We start from the raw sequence: 21,097 nt of genomic DNA on the forward strand, positions 1-21,097 counted from the left end.
ATGATCGAAGCAGCATAGCGCTGTCTGTCGAGTAAGCTGGCCTCACCGCTATATAGTTTTGTATATTGCGAAACCGAAATCGCCAGAATCTTTCCATGTTGTTTATTCAGACTGTTTTTCCATGAGCGCCATCCGCGTACGCAACGAGCAGTTGATCCTCAACGCTGCCAGTCAAGAATTCGCCGCCAACGGCTTCGACGCCACCCAGACCCGCGACATCGCCGCCCGCGCCGGCGTGCCCAAGGCGAACCTGTATTACTACTTCCAGACCAAGGAAAACCTCTACTCGAAAGTCTTGCTGGGGTTTGTCGAACCGTTGCTGGAGGCGTCGGCGGTGCTGCGTGAAAGCGATGATCCGCTGGTGGGTTTGCGCGCTTACGTCGCTGCGCGGATTCGCATCGCCCGCGAGCATCCGGCGATAGCCAAGGTTTTCAGTGGAGAGTTGTTGCTCGGCGGGCGGCAGTTGCCAGACGAGTGCCGCGACCTGCTTCACGCTGAAGCGCGACGGAATGTCGAGTGTTTGCGCAGCTGGATCGAACGAGGCTTGCTGGCACCGGTGGATCCGGAGCATTTGATGCTGTTCATCTGGTCGGCGACGCGCACGTACACCAACATTGGCTGGCAGATGGGCCGAATCATGGAACGCGAAGAGCCGCTGGATGAGGATTACGAACGGGCGGCGGAGACGATTACGCGGTTGGTGCTGGAGGGGGTTATGGCGCCGAGGGTTGGGGAGATTCGCGGGGTGTTGTTTGCGACTTGATCGCAGATTGGCCGCGACAGATCAGACAAAACCGTGACTGTAGGAGCAAAGCTTGCTCGCGAAGGCGTAGGCATTGCGGGTATCTGCGGTGTTTGATCTACCGCTTTCGCGAGCAAGCTCTGCTCCTACAATGAGCAAGCTCTGCTCCTACAACGGGCGGGATTATCCGAAAACGATGTCGGCAGCGGGTTTCACGTCTATGCGGGCGACGGAGCCGGTCAAATGCGCGAGATCTTTGTTGTGTTCGGCGATGATGTCGTCGGCGCTCATCGGGCCGTTGTCGACGGTGGAGTGTGCGTCAGCGGCGAGCACTACGTCGTAGCCCAGTTCATGGGCCTGGCGCACGGTAGCGTTGATGCAATAGTCGGTTTGCAACCCGCAAATGACCAAGCGTTCGAAATCCTCGCTCGGCAGCAGTTTGCGTAAATCAGTCTGATAGAACGAATCGGGCGTGGTCTTGCGTACGCGTAAATCCTTACTCGACGTTTCCAGCCCTTCGGCCAGTTGCCAGCCTTCCCCGCCATGAGCCAACGGGCTGTCCTTTTCTTCATGCTGAATCAGCACCACCGGTACCCCGGCCGTGCGCGCTCGGCGGCTGAGGCCGTTGATGGTGTCGATCACCCGGTGAATGTCGTGGCACTCATACTCGCCCGAGCAGAGAGCGCGCTGGACGTCGATGATCAGCAATGCGGTGGTCATGATGAGCCTTCCTTGATCAGTCCTTGAAACAGGGGCGGACATGAGCCCACCCCGTTTTCACGCGCCTTAGTAACCCAATGACAACCCGGTATTACGCCGTGGATCGTTGGCACCGTAGAAGCGGTTTTTGCCAACCGGTTTACCACCCAGCGACGGTGCACCGACCAGAATCGCGGCAATGTGGTTGGCATCCTGCGGGCCGGCAAACTTGTGGCCCCAGCTCTCGAGAATCTTCTTCGTGTCGGGACTCGCCGCGAAGTCTTCGAGGTTGGTTTCCTCCGGCATCCACTGCTGGTGGAAGCGCGGCGCATCGACTGCTTCCTGCAGGCCCATGCCGTAGTCGATGACGTTGAGCATGGTCAGCAAGGTCGCGGTGATGATCCGGCTACCGCCCGGCGTGCCCACCACCATCACCACTTTGCCGTCTTTGGTGACGATGGTCGGGCTCATCGACGACAGCGGTGCCTTGCCCGGCGCGATCGCGTTGGCTTCGCCCTGCACCAGACCGTACATGTTCGGCACGCCGACCTTGGAGGTGAAGTCGTCCATTTCATCGTTGAGGATCACCCCGGTCTTGCTCGCCATCACGCCCGCGCCGAACCAGTCGTTGAGGGTGTAAGTGACCGAAACCGCGTTACCCCACTTGTCGACGATCGAATAATGCGTGGTGTTGCTGCCTTCATGCGGTGCGGTACCCGGTTTCAGCTCGGCCGAGACGCCAGCCTTCTGCGGTTGAATCGCGTCGCGCAGTTTCGTTGCGTAGTTCTTGTCGAGCAGGTGTTCGATCGGGTTTTTGACGAAATCCGGATCACCCAGATAGCTGTTGCGATCCACGTACGCGTGGCGCATCGCTTCGATCTGGTAGTGCATGCCCTGGGCCGAATGGAAGCCCAGATCCTTCATCGGATAGCCTTCAAGAATATTCATGATCTGGCAGATCACCACACCGCCGGAGCTTGGCGGTGGCGCGGAAACCACGTGGTAGCCACGGTAATCACACTCGACCGGAGCCAGTTCGCGGGTCTTGTATTTGTCGAGGTCGGCCTGGGTGATGATGCCCTTGTTGGCCTGACTCGACGTCACGATCGCATCGGCGACCCAGCCTTTATAGAAGCCGTCGGTGCCTTTTTCGGAAATGGTGCGCAGGGTTTTAGCCAGATCCTTCTGCACCAGTTTCTGCCCGACCTGCATCGGCTCGCCGTTGTGCAGGAAGATCGAGCCGGAATCGCGCATGTCCTTTTTGAACACATCGGTGGCATATTCCAGCAGCTCGACGTCGCCCTGCTCCAGCTCGAAACCGTCTTCAGCCAGTTTGATGGCCGGGGCGATCATGTCTTTGCGCGGCTTGGTGCCGTACTTGCTCAGCGCCAGTTCCATGCCGGAGACGGTGCCCGGTACGCCGACCGCCAAGTGGCCGCGCGTGCTCAGATCAGGAATGACGTTGCCTTCCTTGTCCAGATACATATTGGCGGTCGCGGCCAACGGCGCTTTTTCACGGAAATCGAGGAAGGTCTTGCGCCCGTCGGCCAGTTGAATGGTCATGAAACCGCCACCGCCGAGGTTGCCCGCTGCGGGGTAAACCACCGCCAGCGCGTAACCCACCGCGACGGCGGCATCCACCGCGTTGCCGCCGCTTTTCAACACATCGACGCCGACGTGGGTCGCCAGATGTTGCGCGGTGACCACCATGCCGTTTTCGGCAGCGACCGGTGCGACCGAGGCCGCGTGAGCCATCAGACAGCTGAGTGCCAATGAGGTCGCTATCAGCGATTTGGCCAAAGGTTCGTACTTCATGAGTCGATCTCTTTTTTGTTTTTAGGGTCTGTGCAAAACAGAGGCGAACGCTTCAAGAGCAACAAGCAGTATGGTCGCGATTGCGCATTGCGCCTCCCCACGCAGGCAGTATGCTGAGCGCCATCGATGCCCTGAACCGGAGCTGACCTGCATGGCTTTTACCTTCATCACCCTGCCCTCGCCCGTCGGCGAGTTGAAGCTGGTCGCGAACGGTTCACGACTGGCGGCCATCCTCTGGGAAAACGACAAACCGAACCGCGTGCGCCTCGGGCCGATGAGCGCAGCACCAGACAATCCGATCCTGATAAAAACCGCTCGGCAGCTGCAAGAATATTTTTCCGGCACCCGCGATCGCTTCGATCTGGAGCTGGATTTTGTCGGCACTGAGTTTCAGAAACAGGTGTGGGCAGCGTTGCTGACGATTCCGTTTGGCGAGACGCGCAGCTACAGCCAGATTGCCGCGCAGATCGGCAATCCTTCGGCCGTGAGGGCAGTAGGCGCAGCGAATGGACGTAATCCGATTTCGATTGTCGCGCCGTGCCATCGGGTGATCGGTGCGTCGGGGAAACTCACCGGGTTTGCGGGCGGGCTGGAGGCCAAGGAGCATTTGCTGACGCTGGAGGGAGCTTTAACATCAAAAGATCGCAGCCCGCGGCAGCTCCTGCATTTGCAATTCGATCTCCTGTAGGAGCTGCCGAAGGCTGCGATCTTTTGATCTACCCAAACTATTTGCTTTCGACCTGCTCCTGATACTCTTTTTCATACTGCCCGGCGAGCTGCACCTTCTGCTTCTCATTGAGCAATTTGCCGGCCATCTGGAAGAACTTCTGCTCTTCTTCCTCCAGGTGGTGATGCACCTTCTCCGACAACTTCTTCGCCGTCGCCAACCACGCCGGGCTCGACATCTCGGTCTCGTCGAGCTCTTCCATCATCTCGTCCATTTCATGGTGCTCGGAAATCGCGTGACGACTGAGGTCGACACCGGCATCGCACTCCATCAACGGAATGTAGAAGTGACGTTCTTCGGCGGTTTCGTGGGCTTGCAGTTCATCTTTGAGCAGTTTGTAAGCCTCAACCCGCTCCGGGGTGTCGCCGCTGGTTTTGATCAGGCTTTTCGCGTAAGTGCGCTGGCGGTCGTGGCTTTCACGAAGGGCTTCAAAAATATTCATGGCGTGTCCTCATCAACCGCGTGCTGGAATGACGCTGTAAAAGCTAGACCGCGACGCGTGAGCGACGGTTCCACCGGTTTTGCGCAGGGACTTGGAAGCAGACCACCGGGCAGGATACGCTGGCGAATTATCCTACAAGGAAGTCCTGCATGAACTTGCGCATCGAGTTAACGCAAACACCCACGGAAGAACACCGCGCGGCGATTCTGGCGCCACTGCGCGCACATAACGTCTCCCAGGCCGGCCCATCGGCGTGGGAACCGATTGCGCTGTTGGTGCGCGACGAGCACGACGCTGTGCTCGGCGGCCTGTATGGCCATACGTTTTATCGCTGGTTGTTCATTGAATTGTTGGCCGTGCCGATTGAAGGGCGCGGTCAGGGCATCGGTTCGAAACTGATGCAGATGGCTGAAGATTTTGCGCGAGAGAAGGATTGCGTGGGGATCTGGCTCGACACCTTTTCGTTTCAGGCGCCGGAGTTTTACAAGAAGGTCGGGTATACCGAGTGCGGTGAGATTGTTGATTATCCGCTGGGGCATAAGCGGCATTTTTTCCAGAAGCGGTTGATTGACTGAATGTGACGGCCCCTTCGCGAGCAAGCTTTGCTCCTACGGTGATCAATATCTGTAGGAGCAAGGCTTGCCCGCGAAGAAGCTCAGCTGCATCAACTGATGGTTACAGGCAAGTCGCCAACGCCGCCAACCGCCGCTTCGCGACAAAATCATCTTTCTGCGCGTAGTAGTTCAGCGTCGTCCCCGACGGCTCCGTGCTCAGGTCAACGAACGACTCCGCCGAACGGGTGTACACCGTCGAACCGCCCTTCTTGCCCGGTTGCAGATAAGCCCCCGCGTCCACGCCAAACACCGCCTCGTCCTGCCAGGCGAATTGCACGCACTGCGCCACGAGCTTCTCGGCTTTGTCCGAGGTCATGACTTTATAAGGCGCTTGGGTGCGCGCATCGTCCATCGCCGAACCTGCGCAACCGGCCAGAACCGTCGCCGCCAGCGCTACCATCAGAATTCGCATTGCATTCGCTCATTCAGAAAAAAGCGGACTGTATCACCGCCGCAAGCGGAAATCGTTCTGCTTTACTGCATTTATAGCGAGACAGGCACTCGCCGCTGCGGCAACCTAAGGTCATCAGCCTCACAAGGAAAACCCATGGCGCCTACCGATCAGCGACATGAACACGCCCTGAAACTGTTCCTCGACGCGCGCCCCGAGCTGCGCGAAAGCCTCGACCACCTCAATCCTCTGTTGGCTCAGGCCAAGGGCGAAACCCAGGCGCAATACCGCGAAGAACGTCTGCATGAGGCGTTTGAAGAAGAAGCGGACAAACTGGGGTTGTTCGCCTGGGAACTGACGTTGCAACTGACCGCTGATTCGCCTGAGGAATATCAGGCGCAGCGCCTGGAAGTGCATCGCGAGGTGGCGGAAATGGCCGGCATGGACTGGCTGGAATACTGCGACCTGTACGGGATCGAACCTTAACCGCCACGCCAAGGATCCTTTCGCCGATGCTGCCTTCCGCCTCGACTCATCGCGCCAGCCCCGGCCATCTGCACACGCAGAAATGGCGCGGACGCGTGGGTCTGGCGCTGGTCGCCAGCCTGTCGGTACTGGCCGGCATGACCGATGCCATCGGCTTCATGGCCAGCGGCGATTTCGTCTCGTTCATGAGCGGGAACACGACACGCCTGGCGGTGGCGATCAGTGAAGGTGATCTCGGGTTGACCTTGCGCCTGGTGATTCTTGTCGCAACGTTCATCCTCGGTAACGCCTTGGGTGTACTCGTCGCGCGCCTCGGTGGGCGACGCGCGCTGCCGCTGCTGCTGTGCATCGCCACCCTGCTCAGCACTTCGGCAGCGTGGCCGTTCGACGCGCAACTGCCGGCACTGCTGGCCGCGATCATTGCGATGGGCATGCTCAACGCAGCGGTCGAGGAGGTGAATGGCCTGCCGGTCGGGCTGACCTACGTGACCGGCGCGCTGTCGCGATTTGGCCGAGGACTGGGCCGCTGGATGCTTGGCGAACGGCGCAGTGGCTGGCGGGTGCAACTGGTGCCGTGGAGCGGGATGTTTATCGGCGCCATTCTCGGGGCGGTGCTGGAACAGCATCTAGGCCTCAAGGCCATGTTTGTCAGCGCTGTGCTGGCCGCGTTGATCGGCCTGCTTTCCCTCAGAATCCCGCGACGCTGGCAACTCGGCTACATGCCCCGCTAACCGCAAATCCCCTGTAGGAGATGACGAGTGAAACGAGGCTGCGATCTTTTGATCTGGTTTTTTTAAAATCAAGATCAACAGATCGCAGCGTGCCGCAGCTCCTACAGGGATCGGGTTTACGCGATCCTTTGGCGGCCGCAATGCTTTATCATGGCCGCAGTTTTGCTGATCGAGTCCGTCATGAAGTTCGCCATCGCGTTGTTTTCCGCCGCCCATGCGCCCTCCTCGCGCCGTGCCCTGCTGTTTGCGCAGGCGGCACTGGCCGGTGGGCATGAGATTGTCCGGCTGTTTTTCTACCAGGACGGCGTCTACAACGCCTCCGACGCGGTGGTCACCCCGCAGGACGAACTCGACTTGCCCAAGCAATGGCGCGCGTTTATCACCGAGCAAAAGCTCGACGGCGTGGTTTGCATCGCCGCCGCCCTGCGCCGTGGCGCCCTGAACGCGGAAGAAGCCAAGCGTTACCAGCGCGAAGCGATTTCGGTCAGCACGCCGTGGGAATTGTCCGGCCTCGGTCAGTTGCATGATGCGGTGCAAGATGCCGATCGCCTGATCTGCTTTGGAGGTGCGTGAGATGGCCAAATCCCTGTTGATCATCAGCCGCCAGTCGCCATGGTCGGGCCCCGGCGCCCGCGAAGCGCTGGACATCGTGCTGGCCGGCGGCGCTTTCGATCTGCCGATCGGTTTGCTGTTTCTCGATGACGGCGTGCTGCAACTCAGCGCCGGGCAAAACGCGAAAGCGCTGCAACAGAAAGACCTCAGCGCCAACCTGCAAGCGCTGCCGATGTTCGGCGTGGAAGAGCTGTTCTATTGCGCCGACAGCGCCAGCGCCCGCGGCCTCAGCACGTTGTCGCTGGACGAAGCCGCGCCGCTGGCCGCCGAGCAAATCACCGCCCTTATTGACCGCTACGACCAGGTGATCACCCTCTGATGTCGACTTTGCATGTGTTGTCTCATTCCCCGTTCGGCGACGATCGCCTGACCAGTTGCCTGCGCGTGATCGGCGGCGCTGATGTTTTGTTGCTGTCCGGCGATGCGGTCTACGCGTTGCAACCGGGCACCGCGCCGTTCACTGCGCTGCACAACCGCCAGATCAAATTGTTCGTTCTGGCCGAAGATGCGCAGGCGCGCGCCATCCAAGTTCCAGACTGGGCCGAAGTGATCGATTACCCGGCCTTCGTCGAACTGTCGATCCATCACGACAAGGTCAACAGCTGGCTATGAATTCCATGACCGTCGGCGCCCGCGCCATCGAACTGGACAAGGACGGCTTCCTCGTTGACCTCAGTGACTGGTCCCACGAGGTCGCCAGCGCCCTCGCCGCTGCCGAAGAGATTGAGTTGACCGCCGAACACTGGGAAGTCCTCGAATTGCTGCGCAGCTTCTACGCCGAATTCCAGTTGTCCCCGGCCACGCGTCCGCTGATCAAGTACACCGGGCTGAAACTCGGTGTGGAAAAAGGCAACAGCCTGCACCTGAACCGACTGTTCAAAGGCACCCCTGCCAAACTCGCCGCAAAACTGGCGGGCCTGCCCAAACCGACGAATTGCTTATGACCGACTTTCCAGCGCTGACCCTCGAAACGCCTGCTGAACATCCATTCGCCCAATTCGTACGCATCCTCGGCAAGGGCAAACGCGGCGCCCGTGACCTGACGCGCGAAGAAGCGCGCGAAGCCATGGGCATGGTGCTCGACGACAAGGTCGAGGACACCCAGCTCGGTGCGTTCCTGATGTTGCTGCGCCACAAGGAAGAAAGCGCCGAGGAAATGGCCGGTTTCACCGAAGCCTTGCGTGAACGCTTGCAGGCGCCGGCGCTGAACGTCGATCTGGATTGGCCGACCTACGCCGGTAAAAAGCGCCATCTGCCGTGGTATCTGCTGGCCGCCAAGTGCCTGGCGCAGAACGGCGTGCGCATCTTCATGCACGGCGGCGGCGCGCACACCGCCGGGCGGCTGTACAGCGAGCAACTGCTCGGTGAGCTGAACATTCCGTTGTGCCGCACCTGGCAGCAGGTCGGCGCGGCGCTGGACAACGGCGGCCTCGCGTTTATGCCGCTGGTGGACTGGGCGCCACAATTGCAGAACATGATCGATCTGCGCAACACCTTGGGTCTGCGCTCGCCGATTCATTCGCTGGCGCGGATTCTCAATCCACTGGGCGCTCGCTGTGGGCTGCAAAGTATTTTCCACCCCGGCTATCAAGCGGTACACCGCGATGCCAGCGGCCTGCTCGGCGATACAGCGATTGTGGTCAAGGGCGACGGCGGCGAAATCGAGATCAACCCGGATGCCGACAGTCATCTCTACGGCACCACGGGTGGCGAAAGCTGGGACGAAGAATGGCCGCAACTGTCGGCGCAACGTCACGTCAAACCTTCATCGCTGGATATTGAGCACTTGAAAGCCGTGTGGCGCGGCGACGTGGTCGACAGCTACCCACAAATGGCGCTGATTTCGACGATGGCGCTGGCCCTGCGCGGGCTTGGCCAACCGCGTGAGCAAGCCTTCGAAACCGCCGAGCAATACTGGGCCGCGCGGGACAAATCGATTTAACCGATCATTCACGCCCGATCTTTGCGCTTTTTGTTCGAACTCACAGGAATAGACTCGACTCCAACGTTTACTGATTTACGGAGTCTTGATCATGGGTTTACTCGTCGATGGCCACTGGCAGGACAAGTGGTACGAAAGCAGCAAAGACGGCGCGTTCCAGCGCGAACAGGCACAACGCCGTAACTGGGTGACCGCCAACGGCGAGCCTGGCCCGAGCGGTGAAGGTGGTTTTGCCGCCGAGGCCGGTCGCTATCACCTCTACGTGTCACTCGCCTGTCCATGGGCACATCGCACGCTGATCCTGCGCAAACTCAAAGGTCTGGAAAGTCTGATCGACGTTTCGGTGGTCAGTTGGTTGATGCTGGAAAACGGCTGGACGTTCGACAAAGCGCTGGGCTCGACTGGCGACAAACTCGATGGCTTTGAATTCATGCATCAGCGCTACACCGCTGACACCGCCGACTACACCGGCCGCGTCACCGTGCCGGTGCTGTGGGACAAAAAGCTCAAACGCATCGTCAGTAATGAATCAGCGGAGATCATCCGCATGTTCAACAGCGCGTTTGATGGTCTGACTGGCAATGAGCTGGACTTCTACCCGGCGCCACTGCGCAGCGAGATCGATGCGCTGAACGATCGAATCTATCCAGCCGTAAACAACGGCGTGTACCGCGCCGGGTTTGCCACGTCGCAACAGGCCTATGAACAAGCGTTCGATGAGGTGTTTGCTGAGCTCGATCATCTGGAGCGGGTTTTAGGTGCGAATCGCTATCTGACCGGCGAGTACCTGACCGAAGCCGATGTGCGCCTGTTCACCACGATGATCCGTTTTGACGCGGTGTATCACGGGCACTTCAAGTGCAATCTGCGACGGATTGCCGATTACCCGAACCTGTCGAACTGGTTGCGTGAGGTGTATCAGCTGCCGGGGATTGGCGAGACAGTGGATTTTCAGCACATCAAGAACCACTACTACGGCAGCCACAAGACCATCAACCCGACGGGGGTTGTGCCGAAGGGGCCGGAGCAGGATTTCACGGCGGCCCATGATCGGGCGCGGTTGGGCGGCAAAGGGGTTTGGTTGAAGGGCTAACAGCAAAAATCAAAAGATCGCAGCCTTCGGCAGCTCCTACATGAGAATGCGTTCTCTGTAGGAGCTGCCGAAGGCTGCGATCTTTTGATCTGACTCAGACCTGCGCCTGAGCCCCTTCAAACCACGCCAGTTTCTCGCGCAGTTGCACCACTTCCCCCACGATCACCAATGTCGGCGCATGCACTTCATGCTCCGACACCATGCGTGGCAGATCCGCCAGCGTGCCGGTAAAGACCCGCTGATTGACCGTGGTGCCCTGCTGAATCAATGCCGCCGGGGTATCCGCCGCGCGACCGTGCTTGATCAGTTGTTCGCAGATCACCGGCAAGCCCACCAGGCCCATGTAGAACACCAACGTCTGCGCCGGGGCGACGAGGTCGGCCCAGGGCAGATCGGTGGAGCCGTCCTTCAAATGCCCGGTGACAAAGCGCACTGACTGCGCGTAATCACGATGGGTCAGCGGAATCCCGGCATACGCCGCGCAACCACTGGCTGCGGTAATCCCAGGCACCACCTGAAATGGAATCCCGTGGGCCGCCAGTTCTTCGATCTCTTCGCCGCCACGGCCGAAGATAAACGGATCACCGCCCTTCAAGCGCACCACACGCTTACCGGCCTTGGCCAGATCGACCAGTTGCTGGTTGATCTGATCCTGCGGCACGGCGTGATCTGAACGGCGCTTGCCGACATACACGCGCTCGGCATCGCGACGGCACAACTCAAGAATCGCTGGCGCAACCAACCGGTCGTACAACACCACGTCGGCTTGCTGCATCAGACGCAAAGCCTTGAACGTCAGCAGATCCGGATCACCCGGCCCTGCGCCGACCAAATACACTTCACCGGTGGTCACGGTCGCTTCGCCATCAATCTTGGCTTGCAACAGACGCTCGGCCTCGGCGCCCTGCCCGGCCAGTTGGCGGTCGGCAATCGGCCCTTGGAACACATCCTCCCAGAATCCGCGACGCTGCTGCACATCCGGAAACAGGCTTTTCACCTGATTACGGAAACGTGCGGCGAGCCCGGCCAATTGGCCGTAAGTCGAGGGAATCCAGGTTTCGATCTTGGCGCGAATCAGTCGCGCCAGCACCGGCGCGTCGCCACCGCTGGACACGGCGATGATCAGCGGCGAGCGATCGACGATCGCCGGGAAGATCACGCTGCACAAGGCAGGCGCGTCGACCACGTTGACCGGCACACAACGCTTGTGAGCATCGGTGGAGACTTGTGCGTTCAGCGTTTCATCGTCGGTGGCGGCGATGATCAGCCCGCAACCGTCCAGATCCGCCTCGACGTAACCGCGCAACAGGCATTCGCCGCCGGAAGCTGCGACCAGCTCACGCAGCTGCGATTCGATTTCAGGTGCGACCACCCGCAGCAGCGCACCGGCATCGGCCAGCAGGCGGGATTTGCGCAAGGCAATTTCCCCCCCACCGACGACCAACACACGACTGCCGCGCAGGTTGTGAAACAGCGGCAGATATTTCATTTAGCCGATGACCTCAAGGCCACCCATGTACGGCTTCAGTACGTCCGGCACACGGATCGAACCGTCAGCCTGCTGGTAGTTTTCCAGCACGGCAACCAGGGTACGGCCTACGGCCAGACCGGAACCGTTCAAGGTGTGTACCAGTTCAGGCTTGCCGGTTTCCGGGTTGCGGAAACGCGCTTGCATCCGACGAGCCTGGAAGTCGCCGCAGTTCGAGCACGACGAAATTTCGCGGTACTTGTCCTGGCTCGGGATCCACACTTCGAGGTCGTAAGTCTTGACCGCGCTGAAGCCCATGTCGCCGGTGCACAGCGCCAGGGTGCGATACGGCAGACCGAGCAGTTGCAGGACTTTTTCAGCGTTGGCGGTCAGGCCTTCCAGCGCTTCCATCGAGGTCGACGGCTCAACGATTTGCACCATTTCAACTTTGTCGAACTGGTGCTGACGGATCATGCCGCGAGTGTCGCGACCCGATGCACCGGCTTCACTGCGGAAGCACGGGGTGTGGGCAACGAACTTGATCGGCAACAGTTTCGAATCGACGATTTCACCGGCAACGATGTTGGTCAACGACACTTCGGCAGTCGGGATCAGGTACAGATCGGCTTCGCCTTCGCGGGCGATCTTGAACAGGTCTTCTTCGAACTTCGGCAGTTGACCGGTCCCCTGCAGCGCCGGCGCCTGAACCAGATAAGGCGTGTAAGCCTCTTCGTAGCCGTGCTCGTTGACGTGCAGGTTGATCATGAACTGCGCGAGTGCGCGGTGCAGACGGGCGATCGGGCCACGCAGCAGGGCGAAACGCGCGCCGGACAGCTTGGCGGCGGTTTCAAAGTCCAGCCAGCCAAACTTCTCGCCGAGGGCAACGTGGTCTTTCACTTCGAAATCGAAAGCGGTCGGCGTGCCCCAGCGGCGCACTTCGACGTTGTCGTCTTCGTCTTTGCCGACCGGCACGGATTCGTGCGGCAGGTTAGGAATGCCCAGAACGATCGAGTCCAGTTCGGTCTGGATCGCGTCCAGCTCGACTTTACCGGCACTCAATTCGCCCGCCATGCGCTCGACGTCCGCCATCAACGGCGCGATGTCTTCGCCGCGCTGCTTGGCCTGACCGATGGATTTGGAACGCGCGTTACGCTCAGCCTGCAGTGCTTCGGTGCGGGTCTGGACGGTCTTGCGCTGTTCTTCCAGCGCTTCGATGCGCGCGGTATCCAGGGCAAAGCCACGGGAAGCCAGGCGGTCCGCTACGTCCTGAAGGTTGCTACGTAACAGTTTGGAATCGAGCATGTCGGTTTCTCGTTATCAAAGTTTGGTCAAAGACAGGCCAGCCCACGTCGCGAGCAGCCCGCCGAATACGCTGAGTGCCGCATAGCCCAAGGCCAGCGGCACTTGCCCGCTTTCCAGCAGGCGCACCGTATCCAGTGAAAAGGATGAAAAAGTCGTCAGCCCCCCGAGGAAGCCGACCATCAACCCGGCACGCACCTCGATCGGCACTTCCGGGCGTATCAAAAACAGGCCGTACAACACGCCAATCAGCAGGCAGCCCACGATATTAACGGCCAGCGTCGCGGTATAGAAGTGCCGCGGCCAATTGGCGTTGATCCAATTGCCGGTGGCGAAGCGCAACAAAGTGCCAGCAACGCCGCCGGCAGAAACCGCGATGATCAATGGAAGCACTATTTTCTCCGCTGCCGAGGGCTTAAACGATCGAGTTGGGCGAGGTGGTTGAGCTTCTCGCCGATCTTCAACTCCAGGCCGCGCGGCACCGGTTGGTAGAACGGGATCGGGTCGAGTTCGTCCGGGAAATAGTCTTCGCCGGCGGCATAAGCGTCCGGTTCATCGTGGGCGTAACGGTATTCGTCGCCGTAGCCCAACTGTTTCATCAGTTTGGTCGGCGCGTTGCGCAGATGCAGCGGCACTTCCAGCGAACCGTGTTCGGCGGCGGCGCGCAGGGCAGTTTTGAAACCCATGTACACCGCGTTGCTTTTCGGCGCGCAGGCCAGATAGGTGATGGCTTGCGCCACGGCCAATTCGCCCTCCGGACTGCCGAGGCGCTCCTGCACTTCCCACGCAGCGAGGCACAGGCTCAGCGCGCGCGGGTCGGCATTGCCGATGTCTTCGCTGGCCATGCGCACCACGCGCCGGGCCAGGTACAGCGGATCGCAACCACCGTCGATCATCCGCGCGAACCAGTACAGCGCGCCGTCGGGGTTGGAACCGCGTACCGATTTGTGCAGCGCCGAGATCTGGTCGTAGAACGCTTCGCCGCCCTTGTCGAAGCGCCGACGCGTATCGCCGAGCAGACTCTGCAGCAGATCAATGCCCATCTCGCTGTTGTCGTCGGCCAGGTCGGAGGCGTTTTCCAGCAGATTAAGCAAACGCCGGCCATCGCCATCGGCGGCGGACAGCAGCATCTGGAAACCTTCGTCGCTGAGGGTCAGATTGCGCTTGCCCAGCCCGCGCTCTTCGGTGAGCGCGCGGTGCACCAGTTTGCGCAGCGCCGCTTCGTCGAGGCTTTTCAGCACGTAGACGCGGGCCCGCGACAACAAGGCGTTATTGAGTTCGAACGAAGGGTTTTCGGTGGTGGCGCCGATGAAGATCAGCGTGCCGTCTTCAACGTACGGCAGGAATGCGTCCTGCTGCGACTTGTTGAAACGGTGGACTTCATCGACGAACAGAATTGTGCGCTTGCCGTATTGGCCAGCCTGCTGCTTGGCGATTTCAACCGCCTGACGAATCTCTTTGACCCCGGCGAGTACCGCCGAAACCGTTTCGAAGTGCGCGTCCGAGACTTCCGCGAGCAACCGCGCCAACGTAGTTTTACCCACGCCCGGCGGCCCCCAGAAAATCATCGAATGCAGGGCTCCCTGCTCCAGCGCCTCACGCAGAGGCTTGCCGCGAGCGAGCACGTGCTCCTGACCGACGTACTCATCCAGATTGGTCGCCCGCAAACGCGCGGCCAGTGGCTGGGCAATCGGTGCACTGCGAAACAGATCCATCACGTAGCGTTGAAACCTCTATTTGAATCCGGTCGATCAGATGGCCATTGTGGGAGCGGGCTTGCTCGCGAAAGCGGTATGTCAGACAACTATTTTGTTGAATGTTAAATCGCATTCGCGAGCAAGCCCGCTCCCACAGGATTTTGCATTTTACTCTTGGATCACATCCGCACCCTTGGGGATGTCGAACTTGAACTTGGAGGCCGGTACCGGCTCGTTGGCCTTCACCCCGGTGAACAGGATGTTGGTGCGTTGGCCGACGCTGTCGATCAGTTGCATGTCGTTGAGCAAACCGTTGCGGAACGACAGGCGCAGGTTGTCGAACAGGGTGTCTTTGGTTTTCGGCTTCAGCGTGAAGTCGATCACGCCGCCCGCTTCTTTCGCGGTGATGTCGAAGCTCTGGCTGATCTTCGACACGTCACCGGACAGCAACAGCGCCGGGGTCTGGGTCAGACGCTCGTCGAGTTTCTTGATGGTCGCCTGTTCCAGATCCGGATCCCACAGGGTGACTTTCTTGCCGTCGGAAACCATGGTCTGCTCGGCCGGCGCGTTGGTGTGCCAGTAGAACAGGCCCGGGCGCTGCAGGGTCATGTTGCCGGTGGTTTCCTGCAACTGGGTGCCGCCGCCGTCGAGGGTCAGCTGCGAGAAGTTGGCGGTCAGGGTTTTCGATGTTTCCAGCAATTGGGTCAGACGCGCCACGTCCTTGTCATCGGCGTGAGCCGTGAGGGTGGTCAACGCCAGTACTGGCAACAGCATGCGGATAAGACGCATGGGAGTCCTCTTGAATACTCGTTGGGAGAGCGGCGGAACATCATTGTCCCGCCTCTTGCTTCTGGCTTCAGTCGCGAACCGGGCCCGGGGCCAGGACTTCACGCGAACCGTTGGTGTTCATTGAGGTGACGACCCCGGCCATTTCCATGGCTTCGATCATCCGGGCGGCGCGGTTGTAGCCGATCTTCAGCTTGCGCTGCACAGCGGAAATCGAGGCGCGACGGCTTTCGAGGACGAATTGCACCGCTTCGTCATACAGCGCGTCAGCTTCCGGATCATCGCCGCCACCGCTGCTGCCTTCAAAGCCGCTGCCCGCCTCTTCGACACCGTTGAGGATGTCGTCGTTGTATTCAGGAGCGCCGCGCAGTTTCCACGCTTCCACCACACGGTGAACTTCTTCGTCGGAGACGAACGCGCCGTGAACCCGGATCGGCAGGCTGGTGCCCGGCGGCATGTAAAGCATGTCACCGTGGCCGAGCAATTGTTCGGCGCCGCCCTGATCGATGATCGTCCGGGAGTCGATCTTGCTCGACACCTGGAACGCCATGCGCGTCGGAATGTTCGCTTTGATCAAACCGGTGATCACGTCCACCGACGGCCGCTGAGTCGCGAGGATCAAGTGAATACCGGCCGCACGCGCCTTCTGCGCAATACGAGCGATCAGTTCTTCAACCTTCTTGCCGACGATCATCATCATGTCGGCGAATTCGTCGACGACCACGACGATGGTCGGCAGCTTCTGCAACAGCGGTGCTTCGTCGTGGATGCTTTCGCGCTTGTACAGCGGATCGCTCAACGGCTCGCCGGCGTCCTGCGCTTCCTTGACCTTGGCGTTGAAGCCGGACAGGTTACGCACGCCCATCTTCGCCATGAGCTTATAGCGGCGTTCCATCTCGGCAACGCTCCAGCGCAGGGCGTTGGCAGCGTCCTTCATGTCGGTCACGACCGGGCACAGCAGGTGCGGAATGCCTTCGTAGATCGACAGTTCCAACATCTTCGGGTCGATCATGATCAGCTTGGCGTCTTCCGGGCCGGACTTGAACAGGATCGACAGGATCATCGCGTTCACGCCCACCGACTTACCGGAACCGGTCGTACCGGCCACCAGCAAGTGCGGCATTTTCGCCAGGTCAGTGATGACCGGCTTACCGCCGATGTCATGGCCCAGCGCCAGAGTGACCGGCGATTTGAAGTTGTCGTACTCAGGCGTCGACAGCACTTCGGAGAAACGCACGATCTGCCGGTCTTCGTTGGGAATCTCGATACCGACCGTGGTCTTGCCCGGAATCACCTCAACCACCCGCACACTGGTCACGGCCAGCGAACGCGCAAGGTCTTTGGCGAGGTTGGCGATGCGGCTGACTTTGACGCCGGCGGCAGGCTGAATTTCGTAACGGGTAATCACCGGACCCGGGTGGATCGAGTCGACGGTCACTTCAACACCGAATTCCTTGAGCTTGATCTCCAGCAAGTGGCCGACCGCTGCCAGGGATTCCGGCGAGTAATTAAGTTGTTTCTTTTCCGCCGGATCGAGGATCGAGATCGGCGGCAAGGTGCCTTCCACGGCGCTGTCGACGAACAACGGCACCTGTTTCTCTTTCTGCACACGCTTGCTTGGCTCAGGCGCTTTGGCCGGCGCCGGAGCGATGACTGGCGGAACCTGTTTCTCGCGGTCGGACATGTGCTTGCTCAGCGCTTGCTCACGTTCGATCAGGCGTTCTTTGACTTTGGCCTGCTCGCGCTTGTCGGTCACCGTCGGCGCGACCACGTCGTGCACGCGATCATCGACCTCACGCAGTTGCGCGACCAGTTGCTTGCGCTCAGTACGCGCCGACCACCAGCGATTGAGCGCGCCCTGGAACAGTTCAAACAGGTCGAGGGTGATCTTGCCGGTGATGTCCATCACCTTGAACCACGACAGGTCGGTGAACACCGTCAGACCAAACAGGAACAGCGCGATGAACAACAACGTGCTGCCCTGAATGTTCAGCGCGTTCTTCGCCAGATTGCCGAGGCTTTCGCCCAACGCACCACCGGCACCGGCCGGCAGACCCGACGCGGCATGGAAATGCAGATGCGCCAGCGCAGCGCCGGACAGCACCAGAAACACCAGACCGATCAGGCGCCAGGAGAACAGCCAGCCGCTCCACTGCCACGGTTCGTGGCGTTGACGGAAGATCTGATAAGCCTTGATCGCCAGCAGCAACGGGAAGATGTAGGCGAAGTAACCCAGCACCATAAACAGGATGTCAGCGCTGTAGGAGCCCGCCGGGCCGCCGAAATTCTGTACGTCGTCGATCTTGCTGTTGTGGCTCCAGCCCGGATCGTCCTTGCCGTAGGTGAGCAAGGCCATCATCAGGAACAGGCACAAAGCGCCGATGGCGATCAATGCACCTTCCTTGAGCCGGTAGTGCAACTGTTGGCGCCAGAGCGGAACGACTGTTTTGGGTGCTGCGGTGGATTTCTTCAAAACGCTACTTTTCCTGCGCCAATGGCGCGTCCATCTATTGAATGACGATAAAAAACTGCCCAATCCAGGCAGGTAACAAAGTGAACGAGCGCAACTGAGACTACTTTTAACACTGCGCCGTGGCTTTTAAAAACACGGCACAACGCGAATATTCTGTAACAGCCCGGCATTGTACGGGTTTGTACGTGCGATGCCATGCTTCAAACCCCAGGGTAAAGCATAGTCAAGCACACAAAACCCGTGGGCCAATTTGAGCATGCATTACCTTTTGTGACAAAGGCTTATGAGGTGTATTTGATGAGCGCAGCGAAGCATTCACGCCTGATCATCCTCAACTCCGGCCCGGCGCTAATGGAACGCTTGGATCAACACGCCACACGGGCTGCCATAGCGATCGATTACGACCACAGCCTCGACGCCAAGTTGCAGCCGCGTCCATTCGGCTGCATGAGCGAGCAGTCTCTGGACGACATTCCTGTCATTTAACGGCACACTTTATCGCGGGCCGAACAGCCCGCCCCGCCCTCCCCTTCTGCAAGCCTGGATGCCATGCTGACTTGGTTACAACGCAACTCCCTGACTTTTCCGCCATTGGAAAAGGCCATGCGCGAACCCAACGGACTGCTCGCCGCCGGTGGTGATCTGTCCGCCGATCGTTTGATTCAGGCGTATCGTCACGGCTGCTTTCCATGGTTTTCCGAAGGCCAGCCGATTCTCTGGTGGTCGCCGGATCCGCGCACGGTGATGTTTCCCGACGAACTGCACGTCTCGCGCAGCCTCGGCAAACTCCTGCGCAAGGAACGCTACCAAGTCACCTTCGATAAAGACTTCGACGCCGTCATCCGCGCCTGCGCCGCACCCCGCGATTACGCCGATGGCACATGGATCACCGAAGCGATGCAGGACGCCTACGTTGAATTGCATCGACGCGGCTTCGCCCATTCGGTGGAGGTTTGGGATCAGGGCGAACTGGTCGGCGGCCTGTATGGGTTGGCGATGGGTCAACTGTTCTTTGGCGAGTCGATGTTCAGCCGCGCCGACAACGCCTCCAAGTACGGTTTCGCCACGCTGGTGCGCCATCTGCAAGATTCGGGTTTCGTGCTGATTGACTGCCAGATGCCGACCGATCATCTGCACAGCCTTGGCGCCCGCTCGATTCCCCGTCAGGAATTTGCTGACTATCTGGCCCGACATCTGGATCAACCCAGTCGCGCCACTTGGGTTTGCTGAGCGACTTTTGCGCGCGTGGCTTACACTTAATTCACCAGCTTATCCCGAGGGTTGATCATGACCGAGTTGGCGCGTCTGAAGTTCTATGCCACTCAACCTCACTCTTGCAGTTATCTGCCTGAGGAGCAGGCTACCACCCTGTTTCTCGACCCGAGCCAGCCCATGGATGTGCATGTCTACGCAGACCTGTCGGAAATGGGCTTTCGTCGCAGCGGCGATCATCTGTACCGTCCGCATTGCCAGAACTGCAATGCGTGCGTGCCTGCGCGCATCCCCGTCGCACAGTTCACCCCCAATCGTCAGCAGAAACGCATTTTCAAGCGCAACGCCGATTTGCAGGTGCGCCCGGTCAAACCGCAATTCAGCGAAGAATATTTCGATCTGTACCAGCGCTACATCGAACAACGCCACGCTGACGGCGACATGTACCCACCGAGCCGTGATCAATTTTCGACGTTTCTGGTGCGTGATCTGCCCTTCTCGCGTTTTTATGAGTTTCGCCTCGACGGACGGTTGCTCGCCGTGGCGGTGACCGATTTGCTGCCTAATGGCTTGTCGGCGGTTTACACCTTTTACGAACCGGCAGAAGAACGCCGCAGCCTCGGCCGCTTCGGCATCCTCTGGCAGATCAGCGAGAGCCAGCGCTTGGGGCTGGAGGCGGTTTACCTCGGTTACTGGATCAAGAACTGCAAAAAGATGAACTACAAAACCCAATATCGCCCCATCGAACTGCTGATTAATCAGCGTTGGGTCATCCTCAACTAAACCAAAGCCCTAAACCCCTTGGCGTAAACCCCATTTTTCGGGCACAATGCACGCCGCTTTTGCCTGGCGCAGTTGCACCGGGCCATTCATTGGATACCGAGGGCTTTACTGCATGTCGAAAGAAGACAGCTTCGAAATGGAAGGCACTGTCGTCGACACCCTGCCCAACACCATGTTTCGTGTGGAGTTGGAAAATGGGCACGTCGTAACCGCGCATATTTCCGGCAAGATGCGCAAGAACTACATTCGTATTCTTACCGGTGACAAAGTGCGCGTCGAGCTGACGCCCTATGACTTGAGCAAAGGGCGCATTACTTACCGCGCTCGTTAATCAGGTCAATACAAGACGCCCGGTTTATGCCGGGCGTTTTTGTTTGTGCGTTTTTTGGGGTTTTGGGTTTTGGGGGCATATCCGTTGCTGCGGGTGATGCCGCCGGCGGTTTCGCTCTTTTAGCGAGTCACCTTTTCCAGACGCCGAAAAGGTAACCCAAAAGGCTTGGCCCCGGCGTACGGCACTTCGCTTAGGCTCAGCGTTCCCTCGCTCCGGTGCCCATCAGGGGGCATCGCCTACGGTTTGCTTCGCTGCACCTCCTCTCGATGTATGCGGCTGCGCCGCATGGCGCTACGCGCCTACCCCTGATGGGCACCTACGCTCGGCCTGCCGAAGGGGCTTGAGATCAAAAGCCACGTCAAAAGCCAGATCAAGATCAAGAGCCCCTCACCCTAGCCCTCTCCCGGAGGGAGAGGGGACTGATCGGGGTGTTTGGGAGAGGTACGCCGGCTTGGGATACCGAGTCGAATGCATATTTTGAAAAGCCCACCATCGGCTCCCTCTCCCTCGGGAGAGGGCTGGGGTGAGGGGCGAATCCAACGCAAATCAAAAAGCCGTGCGCCCCCCGCTCTTCACCACTCAATAGGCCGAGTGTCAGCTCGCCTGCTCTTGATCTTGATCTCGGAGCCCGTCGGCAGGCTGAGTGTAGGGATTGATCCGGGGTGGGAGCGCAGCGACCGTTTGGCGCAGCCAAACACAGCGAGAGGAGGTGCAGCGAAGCAAACCGTAGGCGCTGCCCCCCGGATCGATCCCG

25 protein-coding genes are annotated in these 21,097 nt (G+C 59.6%); 15 read left to right on the forward strand and 10 right to left on the reverse strand.

What is annotated here, in order from left to right:
* The first annotated feature begins 121 nt into the window (after window positions 1–121).
* Complete coding sequence (locus tag KFS80_RS09755; protein WP_212544680.1) at window positions 122–763, forward strand: TetR/AcrR family transcriptional regulator; 642 nt, start codon at window positions 122–124, stop codon at window positions 761–763.
* 162 nt (window positions 764–925) lie between these two features.
* On the opposite strand, the gene KFS80_RS09760 is transcribed toward KFS80_RS09755, so the two are convergent.
* A complete protein-coding gene (locus KFS80_RS09760; RefSeq protein ID WP_212544681.1) occupies window positions 926–1,462 on the reverse strand; it encodes a cysteine hydrolase family protein in 537 nt (178 codons plus the stop codon).
* Between the two features lie 66 nt (window positions 1,463–1,528).
* Entirely contained in the window at window positions 1,529–3,256 is a 1,728-nt protein-coding gene (gene ggt / locus KFS80_RS09765) for a gamma-glutamyltransferase (protein ID WP_212544682.1), read from the reverse strand.
* 151 nt (window positions 3,257–3,407) lie between these two features.
* Here ggt and KFS80_RS09770 point away from each other — a divergent pair, with 151 nt between their 5' ends.
* Entirely contained in the window at window positions 3,408–3,944 is a 537-nt protein-coding gene (locus tag KFS80_RS09770; RefSeq protein WP_246541794.1) for a methylated-DNA--[protein]-cysteine S-methyltransferase, read from the forward strand.
* A 37-nt stretch (window positions 3,945–3,981) separates the two neighbouring features.
* On the opposite strand, the gene KFS80_RS09775 is transcribed toward KFS80_RS09770, so the two are convergent.
* Window positions 3,982–4,425 (reverse strand): hemerythrin domain-containing protein, encoded by a 444-nt coding sequence (locus tag KFS80_RS09775; RefSeq protein WP_159815203.1) that lies wholly within the window; start codon window positions 4,423–4,425, stop codon window positions 3,982–3,984.
* A 149-nt stretch (window positions 4,426–4,574) separates the two neighbouring features.
* Here KFS80_RS09775 and KFS80_RS09780 point away from each other — a divergent pair, with 149 nt between their 5' ends.
* Window positions 4,575–5,000, forward strand: a complete 426-nt coding sequence (locus KFS80_RS09780) for a GNAT family N-acetyltransferase (RefSeq protein WP_212544683.1) — start codon at window positions 4,575–4,577, stop codon at window positions 4,998–5,000.
* 100 nt (window positions 5,001–5,100) lie between these two features.
* Here KFS80_RS09780 and KFS80_RS09785 read toward each other — a convergent pair whose 3' ends face one another.
* Complete coding sequence (locus KFS80_RS09785) at window positions 5,101–5,451, reverse strand: hypothetical protein (protein WP_053121569.1); 351 nt, start codon at window positions 5,449–5,451, stop codon at window positions 5,101–5,103.
* A gap of 135 nt (window positions 5,452–5,586) precedes the next feature.
* Here KFS80_RS09785 and KFS80_RS09790 point away from each other — a divergent pair, with 135 nt between their 5' ends.
* The 8 genes from KFS80_RS09790 (at window position 5,587) to KFS80_RS09825 (ending at window position 10,294) form a co-directional block, all read left to right on the forward strand.
* On the forward strand, window positions 5,587–5,916 hold the full coding sequence (locus KFS80_RS09790) for a DUF6388 family protein (RefSeq protein ID WP_212544684.1): 330 nt from the start codon (window positions 5,587–5,589) through the stop codon (window positions 5,914–5,916).
* A 26-nt stretch (window positions 5,917–5,942) separates the two neighbouring features.
* Window positions 5,943–6,647: a YoaK family protein gene (locus KFS80_RS09795; protein ID WP_053121573.1), complete on the forward strand. Its 705-nt coding sequence runs from the start codon at window positions 5,943–5,945 to the stop codon at window positions 6,645–6,647.
* A gap of 180 nt (window positions 6,648–6,827) precedes the next feature.
* Entirely contained in the window at window positions 6,828–7,220 is a 393-nt protein-coding gene (gene tusD, locus KFS80_RS09800; protein ID WP_212544685.1) for a sulfurtransferase complex subunit TusD, read from the forward strand.
* Between the two features lies 1 nt (window position 7,221).
* Complete coding sequence (tusC, locus tag KFS80_RS09805) at window positions 7,222–7,578, forward strand: sulfurtransferase complex subunit TusC (RefSeq protein WP_212544686.1); 357 nt, start codon at window positions 7,222–7,224, stop codon at window positions 7,576–7,578.
* On the forward strand, window positions 7,578–7,871 hold the full coding sequence (gene tusB, locus KFS80_RS09810) for a sulfurtransferase complex subunit TusB (RefSeq protein WP_212544687.1): 294 nt from the start codon (window positions 7,578–7,580) through the stop codon (window positions 7,869–7,871). Before tusC ends, tusB begins: the two co-directional genes overlap by 1 nt.
* Entirely contained in the window at window positions 7,868–8,203 is a 336-nt protein-coding gene (locus KFS80_RS09815; RefSeq protein ID WP_212544688.1) for a TusE/DsrC/DsvC family sulfur relay protein, read from the forward strand. Before tusB ends, KFS80_RS09815 begins: the two co-directional genes overlap by 4 nt.
* Window positions 8,200–9,201, forward strand: coding sequence for a glycosyl transferase family protein (locus KFS80_RS09820; protein WP_212544689.1), 1,002 nt, complete (start codon window positions 8,200–8,202; stop codon window positions 9,199–9,201). Before KFS80_RS09815 ends, KFS80_RS09820 begins: the two co-directional genes overlap by 4 nt.
* Window positions 9,202–9,292: 91 nt before the next feature.
* Window positions 9,293–10,294 (forward strand): glutathione S-transferase family protein, encoded by a 1,002-nt coding sequence (locus tag KFS80_RS09825; RefSeq protein ID WP_212544690.1) that lies wholly within the window; start codon window positions 9,293–9,295, stop codon window positions 10,292–10,294.
* Window positions 10,295–10,388: 94 nt separating this feature from the next.
* Here KFS80_RS09825 and cysG read toward each other — a convergent pair whose 3' ends face one another.
* From cysG to KFS80_RS09855, 6 genes are all read right to left on the reverse strand, one after another.
* A complete protein-coding gene (gene cysG / locus KFS80_RS09830; protein ID WP_212544691.1) occupies window positions 10,389–11,783 on the reverse strand; it encodes a siroheme synthase CysG in 1,395 nt (464 codons plus the stop codon).
* Window positions 11,784–13,064 carry a serine--tRNA ligase gene (serS, locus tag KFS80_RS09835; RefSeq protein ID WP_053121586.1) on the reverse strand — a complete coding sequence of 427 codons (1,281 nt, stop codon included), beginning with the start codon at window positions 13,062–13,064 and terminating at the stop codon, window positions 11,784–11,786.
* Between the two features lie 15 nt (window positions 13,065–13,079).
* A complete protein-coding gene (gene crcB, locus KFS80_RS09840; RefSeq protein WP_053121588.1) occupies window positions 13,080–13,454 on the reverse strand; it encodes a fluoride efflux transporter CrcB in 375 nt (124 codons plus the stop codon).
* A complete protein-coding gene (locus KFS80_RS09845; RefSeq protein ID WP_053121590.1) occupies window positions 13,454–14,776 on the reverse strand; it encodes a replication-associated recombination protein A in 1,323 nt (440 codons plus the stop codon). The genes crcB and KFS80_RS09845 overlap by 1 nt, the downstream gene beginning before the upstream one ends.
* A 150-nt stretch (window positions 14,777–14,926) precedes the next feature.
* On the reverse strand, window positions 14,927–15,547 hold the full coding sequence (lolA, locus tag KFS80_RS09850) for an outer membrane lipoprotein periplasmic chaperone LolA (protein ID WP_053121592.1): 621 nt from the start codon (window positions 15,545–15,547) through the stop codon (window positions 14,927–14,929).
* A 67-nt stretch (window positions 15,548–15,614) separates the two neighbouring features.
* Window positions 15,615–18,017 carry a DNA translocase FtsK gene (locus KFS80_RS09855; protein WP_212544692.1) on the reverse strand — a complete coding sequence of 801 codons (2,403 nt, stop codon included), beginning with the start codon at window positions 18,015–18,017 and terminating at the stop codon, window positions 15,615–15,617.
* Between the two features lie 297 nt (window positions 18,018–18,314).
* Here KFS80_RS09855 and KFS80_RS09860 point away from each other — a divergent pair, with 297 nt between their 5' ends.
* The 4 genes from KFS80_RS09860 (at window position 18,315) to infA (ending at window position 20,343) form a co-directional block, all read left to right on the forward strand.
* Window positions 18,315–18,503, forward strand: a complete 189-nt coding sequence (locus KFS80_RS09860) for a hypothetical protein (RefSeq protein WP_212544740.1) — start codon at window positions 18,315–18,317, stop codon at window positions 18,501–18,503.
* A 63-nt stretch (window positions 18,504–18,566) separates the two neighbouring features.
* On the forward strand, window positions 18,567–19,247 hold the full coding sequence (aat, locus tag KFS80_RS09865) for a leucyl/phenylalanyl-tRNA--protein transferase (protein ID WP_053121596.1): 681 nt from the start codon (window positions 18,567–18,569) through the stop codon (window positions 19,245–19,247).
* A 57-nt stretch (window positions 19,248–19,304) separates the two neighbouring features.
* Window positions 19,305–20,012: an arginyltransferase gene (locus tag KFS80_RS09870; RefSeq protein WP_053121598.1), complete on the forward strand. Its 708-nt coding sequence runs from the start codon at window positions 19,305–19,307 to the stop codon at window positions 20,010–20,012.
* Window positions 20,013–20,124: 112 nt separating this feature from the next.
* Window positions 20,125–20,343, forward strand: a complete 219-nt coding sequence (infA, locus tag KFS80_RS09875) for a translation initiation factor IF-1 (RefSeq protein WP_002553999.1) — start codon at window positions 20,125–20,127, stop codon at window positions 20,341–20,343.
* The last annotated feature ends 754 nt before the right edge of the window (window positions 20,344–21,097 follow it).

It is taken from the genome of Pseudomonas rustica (assembly GCF_018336155.1).
In the GTDB taxonomy this organism is placed as follows: domain Bacteria; phylum Pseudomonadota; class Gammaproteobacteria; order Pseudomonadales; family Pseudomonadaceae; genus Aquipseudomonas; species Aquipseudomonas rustica.

Bases quoted from the DNA above. Each gene is read 5' to 3' on its own strand.
- KFS80_RS09755 (WP_212544680.1), top strand. From the start codon at position 122: ATGAGCGCCATCCGCGTACGCAACGAGCAGTTGATCCTCAACGCTGCC.
- KFS80_RS09760 (WP_212544681.1), bottom strand. From the start codon at position 1,462: ATGACCACCGCATTGCTGATCATCGACGTCCAGCGCGCTCTCTGCTCG.
- ggt (WP_212544682.1), bottom strand. From the start codon at position 3,256: ATGAAGTACGAACCTTTGGCCAAATCGCTGATAGCGACCTCATTGGCA.
- KFS80_RS09770 (WP_246541794.1), top strand. From the start codon at position 3,408: ATGGCTTTTACCTTCATCACCCTGCCCTCGCCCGTCGGCGAGTTGAAG.
- KFS80_RS09775 (WP_159815203.1), bottom strand. From the start codon at position 4,425: ATGAATATTTTTGAAGCCCTTCGTGAAAGCCACGACCGCCAGCGCACT.
- KFS80_RS09780 (WP_212544683.1), top strand. From the start codon at position 4,575: ATGAACTTGCGCATCGAGTTAACGCAAACACCCACGGAAGAACACCGC.
- KFS80_RS09785 (WP_053121569.1), bottom strand. From the start codon at position 5,451: ATGCGAATTCTGATGGTAGCGCTGGCGGCGACGGTTCTGGCCGGTTGC.
- KFS80_RS09790 (WP_212544684.1), top strand. From the start codon at position 5,587: ATGGCGCCTACCGATCAGCGACATGAACACGCCCTGAAACTGTTCCTC.
- KFS80_RS09795 (WP_053121573.1), top strand. From the start codon at position 5,943: ATGCTGCCTTCCGCCTCGACTCATCGCGCCAGCCCCGGCCATCTGCAC.
- tusD (WP_212544685.1), top strand. From the start codon at position 6,828: ATGAAGTTCGCCATCGCGTTGTTTTCCGCCGCCCATGCGCCCTCCTCG.
- tusC (WP_212544686.1), top strand. From the start codon at position 7,222: ATGGCCAAATCCCTGTTGATCATCAGCCGCCAGTCGCCATGGTCGGGC.
- tusB (WP_212544687.1), top strand. From the start codon at position 7,578: ATGTCGACTTTGCATGTGTTGTCTCATTCCCCGTTCGGCGACGATCGC.
- KFS80_RS09815 (WP_212544688.1), top strand. From the start codon at position 7,868: ATGAATTCCATGACCGTCGGCGCCCGCGCCATCGAACTGGACAAGGAC.
- KFS80_RS09820 (WP_212544689.1), top strand. From the start codon at position 8,200: ATGACCGACTTTCCAGCGCTGACCCTCGAAACGCCTGCTGAACATCCA.
- KFS80_RS09825 (WP_212544690.1), top strand. From the start codon at position 9,293: ATGGGTTTACTCGTCGATGGCCACTGGCAGGACAAGTGGTACGAAAGC.
- cysG (WP_212544691.1), bottom strand. From the start codon at position 11,783: ATGAAATATCTGCCGCTGTTTCACAACCTGCGCGGCAGTCGTGTGTTG.
- serS (WP_053121586.1), bottom strand. From the start codon at position 13,064: ATGCTCGATTCCAAACTGTTACGTAGCAACCTTCAGGACGTAGCGGAC.
- KFS80_RS09845 (WP_053121590.1), bottom strand. From the start codon at position 14,776: ATGGATCTGTTTCGCAGTGCACCGATTGCCCAGCCACTGGCCGCGCGT.
- lolA (WP_053121592.1), bottom strand. From the start codon at position 15,547: ATGCGTCTTATCCGCATGCTGTTGCCAGTACTGGCGTTGACCACCCTC.
- KFS80_RS09860 (WP_212544740.1), top strand. From the start codon at position 18,315: ATGAGCGCAGCGAAGCATTCACGCCTGATCATCCTCAACTCCGGCCCG.
- aat (WP_053121596.1), top strand. From the start codon at position 18,567: ATGCTGACTTGGTTACAACGCAACTCCCTGACTTTTCCGCCATTGGAA.
- KFS80_RS09870 (WP_053121598.1), top strand. From the start codon at position 19,305: ATGACCGAGTTGGCGCGTCTGAAGTTCTATGCCACTCAACCTCACTCT.
- infA (WP_002553999.1), top strand. From the start codon at position 20,125: ATGTCGAAAGAAGACAGCTTCGAAATGGAAGGCACTGTCGTCGACACC.